This window comes from Streptomyces sp. SudanB5_2050 (assembly GCF_964272335.1).
GTDB lineage: Bacteria > Actinomycetota > Actinomycetes > Streptomycetales > Streptomycetaceae > Streptomyces > Streptomyces rochei.
Map to the genome: position 1 here is coordinate 3156702 of NZ_OZ186760.1, position 13360 is coordinate 3170061.

The 13360-nt window shown below is 75.0% G+C and carries 9 protein-coding genes; 2 read left to right on the forward strand and 7 right to left on the reverse strand.

What is annotated here, in order from left to right; all coding sequences use genetic code 11:
* Positions 1–18 precede the first annotated feature (18 nt).
* From ACFZP7_RS14085 to ftsE, 3 genes are all read right to left on the reverse strand, one after another.
* Positions 19–1197, reverse strand: a complete 1179-nt coding sequence (locus ACFZP7_RS14085; RefSeq protein ID WP_031019573.1) for a S41 family peptidase — start codon at positions 1195–1197, stop codon at positions 19–21.
* Positions 1198–1265: 68 nt separating this feature from the next.
* Positions 1266–2183, reverse strand: coding sequence for a permease-like cell division protein FtsX (ftsX, locus tag ACFZP7_RS14090; protein WP_019325704.1), 918 nt, complete (start codon positions 2181–2183; stop codon positions 1266–1268).
* 35 nt (positions 2184–2218) lie between these two features.
* Positions 2219–2908 (reverse strand): cell division ATP-binding protein FtsE, encoded by a 690-nt coding sequence (gene ftsE, locus ACFZP7_RS14095; protein ID WP_019325705.1) that lies wholly within the window; start codon positions 2906–2908, stop codon positions 2219–2221.
* Between the two features lie 224 nt (positions 2909–3132).
* Here ftsE and ACFZP7_RS14100 point away from each other — a divergent pair, with 224 nt between their 5' ends.
* Entirely contained in the window at positions 3133–3324 is a 192-nt protein-coding gene (locus tag ACFZP7_RS14100) for a hypothetical protein (RefSeq protein ID WP_019325706.1), read from the forward strand.
* A 125-nt stretch (positions 3325–3449) separates the two neighbouring features.
* On the opposite strand, the gene ACFZP7_RS14105 is transcribed toward ACFZP7_RS14100, so the two are convergent.
* The 4 genes from ACFZP7_RS14105 to ACFZP7_RS14120 form a co-directional block, all read right to left on the reverse strand.
* Positions 3450–4361: a hypothetical protein gene (locus ACFZP7_RS14105; protein ID WP_385634530.1), complete on the reverse strand. Its 912-nt coding sequence runs from the start codon at positions 4359–4361 to the stop codon at positions 3450–3452.
* A gap of 310 nt (positions 4362–4671) precedes the next feature.
* Positions 4672–5778: a peptide chain release factor 2 gene (prfB, locus tag ACFZP7_RS14110; RefSeq protein WP_029393340.1), complete on the reverse strand. Its 1107-nt coding sequence runs from the start codon at positions 5776–5778 to the stop codon at positions 4672–4674.
* An 82-nt stretch (positions 5779–5860) separates the two neighbouring features.
* A complete protein-coding gene (locus tag ACFZP7_RS14115) occupies positions 5861–7114 on the reverse strand; it encodes a serine/threonine-protein kinase (RefSeq protein ID WP_385634531.1) in 1254 nt (417 codons plus the stop codon).
* A gap of 156 nt (positions 7115–7270) precedes the next feature.
* Positions 7271–8983, reverse strand: a complete 1713-nt coding sequence (locus ACFZP7_RS14120; RefSeq protein WP_019325710.1) for a serine/threonine-protein kinase — start codon at positions 8981–8983, stop codon at positions 7271–7273.
* 442 nt (positions 8984–9425) lie between these two features.
* On the opposite strand from ACFZP7_RS14120, the gene ACFZP7_RS14125 reads away from it, so the two are divergent.
* On the forward strand, positions 9426–13316 hold the full coding sequence (locus tag ACFZP7_RS14125; protein ID WP_385634532.1) for an FHA domain-containing protein: 3891 nt from the start codon (positions 9426–9428) through the stop codon (positions 13314–13316).
* Positions 13317–13360: the final 44 nt, after the last annotated feature.

The following is a 13360-nucleotide window of genomic DNA, read 5'->3' on the forward strand; positions in this document are numbered from 1 at the left end:
GGGGCGGCGGAAAGCAGATTACGCGGTCGGCCCCAGTCCGCTCAGTACCGTCCGCGCCCGCTCCAGGGCGGCCGGGTCCTCCGGGTCGACCTCCAGGTCCGGCGTGATGCCGGTCCCGTCGACGCCCCGGCCCAGGGGGGTGCGGTAGTGCCCGACGGTCAGCTCGGCCACCGAGCCGCCGGGCAGCCGGCTCGGCATCTGCACCGAGCCCTTGCCGAAGGTGCGCGAGCCCAGGACGACCGCCCGTCCGCGGTCCTGGAGGGCCCCGGTGAGGAGTTCGGCCGCGCTCATCGTGCCGCCGTCGACGAGCGCGACCAGGGGTCTGGTGGTGTCGCCGCCCGCCTCGGCGTGCAGCGCCCGCTGATCGCCGTCGACGTCGTACGTGGCGACCAGGCCGCCGTCGAGGAAGGCGGAGGCCGCGGTGACGGCCTCGCCGACCAGGCCCCCGGAGTTCCCGCGCAGGTCGAGGACGACCCCGGCCCCGGACGGCAGCCCGGCCACGGCGGAGCGCACCTGCTCGCCGACGCCCTTGGTGAAGGAGGTGACCCGGACGACGGCCGGGCCGTCGGCCGGTGTGCGCACCGTCACGGAGTCGGTCGACAGCCGGGCCCGCCGCACGGTCTCGGTCCACGCGCGCGCGCCGCGTTCCAGTCCGAGGCGCACGGCGGTGCCGGCCGGGTCCTTCTCGCCGTCGCCGCGCAGCAGGGAGACGACCTCGGGGACCGGACGCCCGTCGACCCGCTCGCCGTCCACGGAGCGCAGCCGGTCGCCCTCGCGGATGCCGGCCTCGGCGGCCGGCGAGCCGTCGCGCACCCCGGTGACCTCGATACGGCCGTCGCGCTCGCGGCGCGCGGAGAGCCCTACGCCGGTGTACCGGCCGTCGAGGGCGTCCTCCAACTCCTCGTACTCACCGCTGGAGTAGACGGCGCCCCAGCGGTCCCCGCTGCGGCTGACGGCGCGTTCGGCGGCCTCCACGGGGGACTTGCCGTCCTCCATCGCCTCGGCCGCCGCGCGGGCGACCTCCTCCTGCCGTCCGGCCGAGGGGGCCGAACGGGCCGTGTCCGAGGCCGGTTTCCGGTCGGATCCGGGGAACGATCCGGTGGCCGCGCCCGCGACGAGCACGCCCGTGAACACGAAGGCCAGGGCGGCCCCGCGGCGTGGGCGGCGGGGCTGACAGAACAGGTCACGACCTGACATGCCGGTGAGTCTAGGACAACGCGAGAGGGCCGCACGGTCGCTCGCCCGTGCGGCCCTCTTGGCACGTGTCACACCTTCAGGTACTTGCGCAGCGCGAAGAACGCCGCCAAGGCCGGCATCAGCAGACTGGTGGCCAGGATGAGCGGCAGCTTCGTCAGTACGGCGTCCCAGCCGATGAAGTTGATCAGGTTCAACTTCTCGGACAGGGCGAGTCCGTGGTCGATGATGAAGTACCGGGCGGTCACCAGGAACGCGCAGGCGACACCACCGCCGATGAGACCGGCGACGGCCGCCTCCATGATGAACGGCGCCTGGATGTAGAAGCCGCTGGCGCCGACCAGCCGCATGATGCCGGTCTCGCGGCGCCGGCTGAACGCCGAGACGCGCACCGTGTTGACGATCAGCATCAGCGCGACGACCAGCATCAGCGCCATCACCGCGCGGGCCGCCCAGTTCATGCCGTTGAGGAGTTCGAAGAGGTTGTCCAGGAGGCCCTTCTGGTCCTGCACGGACTGCACGCCGTCCCGGCCGTCGAAGGCGGTGGCGATGACCTGGTACTTCTCCGGGTCCTTCAGCTTGATCCGGTACGACTCCTGCATCTGGTCCGGCGTGAGGGAACTGGCCAGCGGGGAGTCGCCGAACTGCTCCTTGTAGTGCTTGTACGCCTCGTCCTGCGACTCGTACGTCACCGTGTCGACGACGGCCATCTCGTCGAGGTCGGACTTGATCTGCTTCTTCTGGTCCTCGGTGACCGCGCCCTTGGCGCAGTTGGGGTCGGACTCGGCGTCGCTCTTGTTGCAGAGGAAGACCGAGACGTTGACCTTGTCGTACCAGTAGCCCTTCATGTTGTTGACCTGGTCGCTCATCAGCAGCGAGCCGCCGAACAGGGCCAGGGACAGGGCGACGGAGACGATGACGGCGAACGTCATCGTCAGGTTGCGGCGAAGACCGACACCGATCTCCGAGAGCACGAACTGGGCGCGCATGGCGTCTCGTTAAGCCTTTCCGTTCCTCGACCTCGTCAGTGCTGGTAGCCGTAGACGCCGCGTGCCTGGTCGCGGACGAGACGGCCCTTCTCCAGCTCGATGACGCGCTTGCGCATCTGGTCCACGATGTTCTGGTCGTGGGTGGCCATCACCACGGTGGTGCCCGTCCGGTTGATGCGGTCGAGCAGCTTCATGATGCCGACGGAGGTCTGCGGGTCCAGGTTGCCGGTGGGCTCGTCGGCGATCAGCAGCTTGGGCCGGTTGACGAAGGCGCGCGCGATGGCCACGCGCTGCTGCTCACCGCCGGACAGCTCGCCGGGCCTGCGGTCCTCCTTGCCGCCCAGACCGACGAGGTCGAGCACCTGCGGCACGGACTTGCGGATCTCGCCGCGGGACTTGCCGATGACCTCCTGGGCGAAGGCGACGTTCTCGCCGACCGTCTTGTTCGGCAGCAGGCGGAAGTCCTGGAACACCGTCCCCAGCTGGCGCCGCATCTGCGGCACCTTCCAGTTGGACAGGCGGGAGAGGTCCTTGCCCAGGACGTGCACCTGTCCGTGGCTGCACCGCTCCTCGCGGAGGATCAGCCGCAGGAAGGTGGACTTTCCGGAGCCGGAGGACCCCACGAGGAAGACGAACTCGCCCTTCTCGACCTCCAGGGAGACGTCCCTGAGGGCTGGGTGGCTCTGTTTGGGGTAGACCTTGGAGACGTTGTCGAATCGGATCACGGATGCACCACGGGTAGCCGGGGGTAGATGTGCGTGACCATACGCGAACCGGGGAGCGGACCGCAGTCACCGGTCTGGGTTGCGCATCAGTTGCGCGTTTTGTCCCCGCCCACCGCTGAGCGGAGGGCGCGCGGGGCCCTTCGGAACCTGGCACAGTGGAAGGGGAACGTTCGCGGCGGTGCGGGCGTTGTTCCGACAGAGCCGGTGGCAAGGAGGGCGAGCGCATGACGTACGACCGGTTGGTGTGCGCGAACTGCGCGGCGCCCGTGAGCGAGGGCCGGTGCCCGGTGTGCCGGGCGAACCGCGAGCGACTGCAGCAGGGGAACATCTTCGCGGGCCTGAACCCGACGACGCTGATCGCGCTGCTGGCGGTGCTGATCGCGGCGGTGGCCCTCTTGGCCCACCAGACCGTCTGACACCCGCGCGGGGCCCCGCCGGGACTCCGGGGCGGGCAGGGCGACCAGGACGGAGAAGGGGCCCGGAGCGTATGCGCTCCGGGCCCCTTCGCGTGCGTGCGCGACGCGTACGCGGGCGACTACCGTCAGGCAGCGGCGCCGCGGCCGTTCATCAGACGCGGCAGCATGCGGAAGCCGATGCCGCCGGCGATCATCGTGGCGGCGCCGACCAGCAGGAACGTGGTCTCGGCGGCGCCGGTCTCGGCCAGCTCGTCACCGCTGCCCTGGGCGGCGGTGTCGGAGGAGGCCGGGGCCTCCTCGCCGGTGTCGGTCAGGGCCGAGGAACCCTCGTCCTGGGTGACGTTGTCGTTGCTGCCGCCGTCGGGGGTGGTGCCGCCGGTGGTGTCGCCACCGCCGGTGCTGCCACCGGTCGCGGAGCCGCCGGTGTCGCCACCGGTGGAGCCGCCGCCGTTGCCGCCGGTGGAGCCGCCGTTGCCGCCGGTGGTGCCACCGTTGCCGCCGGTCGAACCGCCGTTGCCACCGGTGTTGCCGGAACCACCGGTGTTGCCGGAGCCACCGTCCGTGCCCGTGCCACCGTCGGTGCCGGTACCGCCGTCCGTACCGGTACCGCCGTCGGTGCCCGTGCCACCGTCCGTGCCCGTACCGCCGTCGGTGCCGGTACCACCATCGGTGCCCGTGCCACCGTCGGTGCCCGTGCCACCGTCCGTGCCCGTACCGCCATCAGTGCCGGTACCGCCGTCGGTACCCGTGCCACCGTCCGTGCCGGTGCCACCGTCCGTGCCCGTACCGCCGTCGGTGCCGGTGCCGCCGTCCGAGCCACCCGGCTCGCAGGACGGGTCGACGACGATGTCACACGGGTCGCCCTCGTCCTCGCCGCCCTGGACGCTCACCCCGAGGTTGACACCCTCTTCGCCGACGCCCGCGCCGATGCCGATGTCGAGCGCCGAAGCGGCACCCGCGGCGGTCAGCGACGCGCCGGCCGCGATCACCGCGCCGGCCGCTATCCGCGCGACACGAATCCGCGTCTTCTTCGTCATGTAGTTGCTACCCCCAGTAGCCGATGAGTCAGTGAGGCCGCACTCGGGGGCCGTGATCGACGGGGGTGGCTGCCTGCTGAAGTCCCCCGGTTCACATGCGCCCCAGAAATACGCATGCCGCGCCTCACCCTTACGAATGTTCAATGCAACGTCAAGGCCGTTGCGTACGCGATGTCCAGGTAAGGGGCGTATGCCGGACACAAAGGGTGTGAGTGTGATGTAAAAGCCGGGCATCACCGTCAGAAAAAAGGCAACCGCCCCCTCTGCGGGGGCAGTTGCCTTGTCGACAAAGCGCCGTTCGCGCTTCGCGTTACTTCTCCTGCTGCTTGCGCCAGCGAATACCGGCCTCCAGGAACCCGTCGATCTCGCCGTTGAACACGGCCTCCGGGTTGCCCACTTCGTGCTCGGTGCGCAGGTCCTTGACCATCTGGTACGGGTGCAGGACGTACGAACGCATCTGGTTGCCCCAGGAGTTGCCGCCGTCGCCCTTGAGGGCGTCCATCTTGGCCTGCTCCTCCTGGCGGCGCCGCTCCAGCAGCTTGGCCTGGAGGACGTTCATGGCGGTGGCCTTGTTCTGGATCTGCGAGCGCTCGTTCTGGCAGGAGACCACGATGCCGGTGGGGAGGTGGGTGAGCCGCACCGCGGAGTCGGTGGTGTTCACGCCCTGGCCGCCGGGGCCGGAGGAGCGGTACACGTCCACCCGCAGCTCGGACTCGTCGATCTCGATGTGGTCGGTCTGCTCGACCACGGGGAGGATCTCGACACCGGCGAAGGAGGTCTGGCGGCGCCCCTGGTTGTCGAAGGGCGAGATGCGCACCAGGCGGTGCGTGCCCTGCTCGACGGAGAGGGTGCCGTAGGCGTACGGCGACTGCACGGCGAAGGTGGTCGACTTGATGCCGGCCTCCTCCGCGTACGACGTCTCGTAGACCTCGGTCTTGTAGCCGTGCTGCTCGGCCCAGCGCAGGTACATCCGCTGGAGCTTCTCGGCGAAGTCGGCGGCGTCCACACCACCGGCCTCGGCGCGGATGTTGACCAGCGCCTCACGGGAGTCGTACTCGCCCGACAGGAGGGTGCGGACTTCCATCTCGTCCAGCGCCTTCTTCACGGCCGTCAGCTCGGCCTCGGCCTCGGCGCGGGTGTCCGGGTCGTCCTCCTCCTCGGCCATCTCGAAGAGCACGGCGAGATCGTCGATCCGGCCGCGCAGGGCCTCGGCCTTGCGCACCTCCGCCTGGAGGTGGGAGAGCCGGCTCGTGATCTTCTGCGCCTCGTCCGGGTTGTCCCACAGGGACGGCGCGGCCGCCTGCTCCTCGAGCACGGCGATGTCTGCCCTCATCCTGTCGAGGTCCAGGACGGCCTCGATCGACTCCATGGTCGAGGAGAGGGACTTCAGCTCTTCGGATACATCGACGACTGCCACGCATCCAGCGTAACGGTTCCGTCCACCGCTCTTCGCCGGGTCGCCACGGCAGGCGCCGCGGCCGCCCGCGGCGGGCCCGGCCTCAGGGGGTGGCCGGTGCCGAGTTCCTGGTGTCCTGGGGGCCCGTGTCGCCCTCGTCGCCGCCCGTGGCCAGCCAGGTGCCGACGCCCACCGCCGCCACCAGGGCGACCGCGCCCGCGCCCAGGGCCAGCCGGCGGCGCCGCGCGGCGGCCCGGTTGCGGGCCGAGCCGGGGCGCGGGGCTCCGGCGGCGCGCGGGGCGCGGGCGGTGCCGCGGGCGCCGCCCGCCAGCTCGTCGGGGGCCGGCACGCGCATGGAGGTGTGCGTGTCGCGGTTGGAGTCGGCCGGTTTCGCTCCCGGGACCAGCGGGACCGCTCCCCGGCGCCGCACCGGCTCCCCGGCGGGCGCGGCGGGCCCCGCGGACGTGGCGGCCTCCTCGGAGGCGTCCGGCTCCTGCTCGGCGTCGGGCTCGTCCACGTCCAGCGGCCCCATGCCGGCCAGCAGGGGCAGCAGCTCGCGCAGCCGGGCGCCCAGCTCGGAGGCGCGCAGCCGGGACGCCGGCGCCTTGGCCAGGCACTGCACCAGCAGCTGCCACAGCTCGTCCGGGATGCCGGGCAGGGGGACGACCGTCTCGGTGACATGGCGGCGCAGTACGGCCCCGGGGTGGCCGCCGCCGAACGGGGTGAAGCCCGCGAGCAGCTCGTAGAGCACCGTGGCCAGGGCGTAGATGTCGACCGAAGCGCGCGGGGGCAGGCCCTCGACGATCTCCGGGGCCAGGTAGTCGGGCGTGCCGATGATCTTCGTGGCGCGGGTGCGGCGCGGGGTGTCGATGAGCTTGGCCACGCCGAAGTCGGTCAGCAGGGCCGGGTGGGATCCGCCGGGGCCCAGGGGGCCCTGCATGTCGAGGAGCACGTTCTCGGGCTTGACGTCGCGGTGCACCACCCCGGCGGCGTGCGCGGCGGCCAGGCCGTCGGCGACGTCGGCGACGACGGCCACCGCCGCCTCGGGTGCCAGGCGCCGCTCCCGGTCCAGGCGGGTGCGCAGGTCGGTGCCGCGGACGAGGTCCATGACCAGCGCGAGGTCGTTGCCGTCGACCACGAGGTCGCGCACGGAGACGACGTGCGGGTGCTCCAGGCCGAGCAGGGCGGTGCGCTCCTGCACGAAGCGGGAGACCAGCTCCTGGTCGGACGCCAGGTCCTCGCGCAGCAGCTTGATCGCGACGGGCCCCTCGGGCCCCTCGCCCAGCCACACCGTCCCGGCGCTCCCCCGCCCGAGGATCTGGTGGGCGGTGTACCGGCTGCCGATCTTCCGTGCCAAGACTGCTCCTACCGACGCGTGTTGCGCCTAAAAGTACGCGTCCGCGGAGGCGGCCTTCACCGGGGAGGCGGAAATCACCCGTCGGATGTCGACAAATCCCCAGACTCGTCGCCGGGCGGACCCGCCCCCGGGAGTGACGGGGAGCGCGTCGGTGGGTCAGGCGCCGGTCGAGCCGCTGCCGCCGCCGAGGTCGCCGATCCAGTCGGTCACGGTGGTGAACCAGTCGGTGAGCTGCTCCCAGTACCCCTTGCCCGTGCCGATCCACTCCTGCAGCGGGCTCAGCTCCCAGATCAGCCAGCCGGCCACGAAGAGGATGACGAGCGTGAACAGGCAGCCCTTGAGGCAGCCGAGGCCGGGGATGCGCATCGGGTTGGCGCTGCGCTGCCGGGGCGGCCGGGGCTCGCGCCGGGGCGGCTGCGGCTCGGGCGTGGGCGGCGGGGCGTAGCGCTGCGGCTGGGGCCGGGGCGCCTGCTGGGGCTGCTGCGGCTGCGGGGTGGCGTACCGCTGCGGCTGTTGCTGCTGCGGGTAGCCGTAGCCGGGCGGCGGTGCCTGGGGGGCCTGGCGGGGCGGCTGCTGCGGACGGGAGACCTGCCGCTGGGGGCGGCGGCGCAGCGGGTCCTGGTTCGGGTCGAGGTACTGGACCTGGGTCTGCTCGTTGCGGTCGCGGGCGGCGCGGAGCTGGTTCTGCCAGGGGTGCGGGTCCTCGGGTCCGCCCTGCCCGGCCCCGCCCGGCTGTCCCGGCGGCACCGGCGGCATGACGGCGGTCGGGTCGGCCGCGCCGCGGTTCGGGAGTACGGCGGTGGGGTCGGCGGCGTCGGCCCGGTTGCCGGTCTGCGGCAGGACGCTGGTGGCGCCGTCGGGGTCGTAGGCGCCGTTCGGGTTCTGGGCGTTCTGCGCGTTGTGCGGGAGCACCTGCGTGGGGTCGGCGGCGCCGGGGGCGCCCGGGACCTGCGCGGGCGCCGGGTCGGGGACGAGGAGCGCGCCGACGTTCTCGGCGGCGCCGATCTGCGCGCTGGTCGCGTGCACGCCGATGCCCTCGGCGACGACGCGCAGGCCGCGGGCGAGGTTCTCGGCGCTGGGGCGTTCGTCCGGGTTCTTGCGCAGGCAGCGCTCGATGACCGTCCACAGCGGGTCGGGAACGGTGGAGGGGCGGCGCGGCTCGGCGCTGAGGTGCTGGTGCAGCACCTCCAGGGCGGAGCCGCCGCCGAACGGGGGCCGTCCGGTGACCAGCTCGTACATCAGGATGCCGGCGCCGTAGATGTCGACGGCGGAGGTCTGCGGGCGGCCCTCGGCGGACTCCGGCGCCACATAGGCGGGCGTGCCGACGAACTCGTGGGTGCGGGTGAGGCCGGGCGAGTCGGCGAGGCGGGCGATGCCGAAGTCGGTGAGCATCGGGTGCATCTCGCCGCCGTCCTGCCGGAGCAGCACGTTGGCCGGCTTCAGGTCGCGGTGGACCACGCCGTCGGCGTGGCTGGCGGCGAGGGCGTCGGCGATCTGGGCGGTGAGCAGGGCGGCGGCGACCGGGGTGAAGGGCCCGTTCTCGCGCAGGTAGCGGTGCAGGTCGGGGCCCTCGACGAGGTCCATGACCAGCGCCAGCAGCTCACCCTCGACGACCAGGTCGCGGACCCGGACGATGTTGGGGTGGGTCAGCCGCAGCAGGACGGAGCGCTCCCGCAGGAAGCGCATCACGATGTCGGGGTCGCTCGCGAGCTCCTCCTTGAGGACCTTGATCGCGACCGTCTCGCCGGGCTGTCCCGCCACGGCGGCCTCGGCGCCCGCCGTCTCGCGCTGGCGGGCACGCCAGACGGTGCCCGTGGCGCCGCGGCCGAGGGGCTCCTCGAGGAGGTACTTGCTGCCTACCGGCCGCACGTCATGCGCTCCCTGTTGCTTGCTGGCTGTTCCGACCCACTGTAGTGCCGTGCCCGCGGCACGGGGCTGTCGTCGCTCCGTGGCTTCCCATTGGTCCGCAGGTACGTCTTACGTTCCGCATCCGGCACCCGTTCAGGTGCATGTTCGAAGGAAAGACGCTCGACCCGGTCCCTTGGTTGCCGGGCCCGGACGTGACCGATCTCAAGCGGACGCCGTTCGGTCACCGGGGCGGCAACTGTCAGGCACTTTTGCGGGCACAGCCGACCAATCAAGATCATTTGGCGGCGGGCGGCGGGCACGTTGTCGGTGGCAGGTGCGAGGATGCGTGCAGTACTGGCCGACGTGCTCGTGTGGCGGTGGGGGAAGTCCGCGGTGGGGGACCGTGGTGGACGGCTTCTGTCCCCGGCGTGCGGGCGCCCGCGCGAAGGGACCGCTGACGGCGATGCAGATCCGGCTGACCGTCGTAGACCCGCTGGGCCCGCCTGCTCCGGAGGGGGACCGCGCCGCGAGCTGCGACGTGCTGGTCACCGCACCGGCCGGCACGGCCCTGGCCGCGGTCGCCTCCGCGCTGGCCGCGGCGCTCCCCGGCGGCGAAGGCCCGGGCACCGGCCAGGTGGTGCTCTACGCCGGCGCGCAACGGCTCGACGCCCAGCGCAGCACCCTGGGCGAGCCGCCGCTGATCGACGGCGCCGTGCTCTGTCTGGGCGCCCCCGGCGAGCCCGACCCGCACACCGACCCGGCCGACGCCCCGGCCCAGCTGCACGTGGTCGCCGGCCCCGACGCGGGCGGCGTCCACCTGCTGCACGGCGGGCAGATCCGGCTCGGCCGCTCCGCCGACGCCGACATCGCGCTCGACGACCCGGACGTCTCCCGGATGCACTGCGCGGTCACCGTCGACCCCGACGGCCGCGTCTCGGTCGCCGACCTCGGCTCCACCAACGGCACGACGCTGGACGGCGCCCGCGTGGGCGACCGCCCGGTCCGCCTGACGCCGGGCGCGCTGCTGCGGATCGGCGAGTCGGCGCTGCGCCTGGCGCCGGCCCGCCCCACGGCCGAGGGGCGGCTGGCCACGACGGCGGACGGCGAGGGGCACGTCCGGCTGGCGGGTCCGCCCTCCTCCTGGCACGGGGGCGGTGTCGAGCCCGCGCCCGCGGGCGGAGCGCCGGGCGGTCCCGGGCACCGGGCCGGCGCGGCGCCCGGCGGCACCCCCGAGGGCGGCCTCCCCGGGGGCGCGGGCGACCGCGCGACCGGCCACGACGGCGCCGCACCCGCCGGGCCGCACCCGTCCCCCGCCGCGGGCGGCACCGGGCACACGACGGGGGCGTGGAGCGCCCACCCGGGGCACCCGGCGGACGCGGACGCGACGGGCGGCTCGGTACACCGCACCCGCACCGGCACCGGCACCCCGGACGGCCCCGCCGGGGCGACCGGCCACCCGCGCACGCCCGGCGCGGCGGACGGCCCCGCCCGCCGGACCGGCCCCGACGGGCGCGAGGCTCCCGCCGGGTCGACCCACCACGCCCACGGCGCGGCGGGACCCGGGGCCGGCGCGGTCCCGGACGGCCCCGCACAGGTGCCCGGCCAGGGCGGCGCACCGCGCATCGAGAGCCACGGCACCGGCCCCGTGGCGGGCGGCCCCCGGCCGGCCTTCCCGGCGGGCGGGACGCACGGTGGCGGGTTCGGACCGGGCGCACCCGGCACCGACGCGCCCGGCACTCCGGCGTACGGAACGGGCACGTTCGGCGCGGAGGCGACCGCCGCCGCCCCCGGTGGCTTGAGCGCACCCGGCACCGGCCTCCCCACAGCGGACACCCCCGGCGCGGGCGCCCTCGCCCCGGACGCTCCCGGCGCCGCCCTCCCCGAGGCGCGGCCCGCCGGCCGCCCGGACGGCGGTGCGGGACGCAAGGGCACGCCGCTGCGCGGCACCGACGTTCCCCAGGGCGTGCGCAGGCGGGGCGGGCTCGGCGCGTGGGCACGGCGGCTGGCCTCCGGGCGCGGCGGGGCCCAGGACACCGAGGTCTTCGCCGCGCACCCGGACGAGAGCGGCGCGGTGCCCGTCACGCCGTCGGCCCCGGCCACCGGCGCGCCGAGCGCGCCCGAGACCTGGCCGGACCCCGCGTCCCTGCTGCTGACGGCGCTCGGACCGGGGCCCCGGCTGTGGGAGCGCGGGCCGGGCCACCCGGAGGCGCTCACGGTGCGGCTCGGCACGGCCGACCGGGTGGCGCCCGGCGGTGACACGCCGCTGCCCGCGGTGCCGGTGACCGCCGGGCTGCGCGAGGTCGGGGCGCTCGGACTGGCCGGCCCCCGCGCGCGGCTGGCCGGGCTGGCCCGCTCGGTGGTGGCCCAGCTCGCCGCCCTGCACTCCGCGGACGTCCTGGAGATCGTCCTGATCAGCGCGGACCGCTCCCGTCCGCTGGAGGAGCGGACCGCGGAGTGGTCCTGGCTCGGCTGGCTGCCGCAGTCGCGCCCGGCCCACGGCCAGGACTGCCGCCTGCTCCTCGCCTACGACCGCGAGCAGGCCACGGCCCGCGCCCACGAACTGCTGCGCCGCCTGGAGGACCACCTCTCGGACGCCCGCGACGGCGGCGCGCGGCCGCCCGCCCCGGCGCCGGCCGCCATCCCCGCCCAGCCCACGCGCCCCGGGCACGACACGCGGGACACCGGCCCCGGCACGGGCATCGGCACGGGCAGCTCCCGGCGGCCCTCCTGGGCGCGGGCCGACGACGGGTCCGACCCGGCCGGCGGCTTCCCGGGGCCGTACACGGTGGTCGTGGTGGACGGTGACCCCGGCGGTGCCGACGTGCGCGAGGCGGTGGCGCGGCTGGCCGTGGAGGGACCGCGGGCCGGCGTCCACGTCGTGTGCCTCGCCGAGACGGCCGCCGCCTCCCCGACGTCCCCGGTGACCCAGACGTACGAGGCGGCCTGCGCGGTCTCCCCGGTTTTCCGGGAGTGCGGCGCGGTGGCGCTGCTCAGCGGCGACGTGGCGACGGCCCTGCGGCTGCTGCGCGTGGCCCGCACCGAGACCGCCGCGAACGGCCGCGGCGGCCCCGTCGGCCACGGCACGCTCGGCACGGTGGACGCGGTCTCCCTCGCCTGGGCGGAGCGGTTCGCGCGCGCCCTGGCCCCGCTGCGCACCGACCAGCCCGGCGGCGAGCGGCACGCGCGCGTGTCCGCACCGCTGCCCCGGGCCGCCCGGCTCCTGGACGAGCTGGGCCTGGCGCGGGCCACCCCGGCGTCCCTGATGGCCCGCTGGGCGGACGCGGCCGACGACACCCGGGCCCTGGGCGGACGCGCGCAGGGCGTGCTGGGTGCCGGACCGCGCGGCCCGGTCACCGTCGACCTCCCCGCCGAGGGCCCGCACCTGCTGATCGAGGGCCCGCCCGGCAGCGGACGCACCGAGCTGCTGCGGGCGCTCGTCGCCTCCCTCGCCTCCGCCGAGCGCCCCGACCGGCTCGGGATCGTCCTGGTGGACGGCCGGGACGGCGTGAGCGCGGGCGGCGGGCAGGGCGATGGCCTGCGCGTCTGCACGGACGTACCGCACGTCACCACCCACCTCACCGCCAACGACCCGGTCCGCATGCGGGAGTTCGCGCAGTCCCTGAGCGCGGAGCTGAAACGGCGCGCCGAGCTGCTGGGCCGTTCGGACTTCGCCGAGTGGCACACGGGACGCGAGGTGTCGGGCCGGCTGGTCGCCCAGCGCACCCACGCGGGCCACGCCGCGGCCGGCGCGACGGCGGAGAGCGGGGACGTGGAGTCCCCGCCCAGCTCCACGCTGCGCCTGCGCCCCGGTGCCGCCCGGCGCCGCGCCGCCGCCGTCGTGCCGCTCCCCCGCCTCGTCGTGGTCGTGGACGACCTGGACGCCCTGGTCACGCCGCCGCTCGGCTCGCCCGGCCGGCCCGCCGCCGGGTCGGTGATGCGGGCGCTGGAGGCCGTCGCGCGCGAGGGCGAGCGCCTCGGCGTGCACCTGGTGGCCGCCACCGCCCCCGGGGGCCGCACGGCCCAGACGGAGCCCTCCCTGCGCGCCACCCTGCGGGTCGTCCTCGACGCGCCGGTGCCGGGCCCGGACGAACCGGCGCCGGGCCGCGGCCGGTTGACCCGCCCCGACGGACAGACCGTGGAGTTCCAGGGCGGCCGGGTCACGGGCCGCATCCCGCGGACGGCGACCCTGCGGCCCACCGTGGTCCCGCTGGAGTGGCACCGCATGGGCGACCCGCCCACCCGGCGTCCGGTGCGCGAGCTGGGCAACGGGCCGACCGATCTGGCGCTGCTCGCCAGCGCGTTGGAGCGGGCGGCCCGGGAGGTGTCGGCGGCCCGGGTGCCGTCCCTGCTCTGACGCCGGCCGCCCGGTCACGACGCGGTCACGAATCCCCGCTCGGC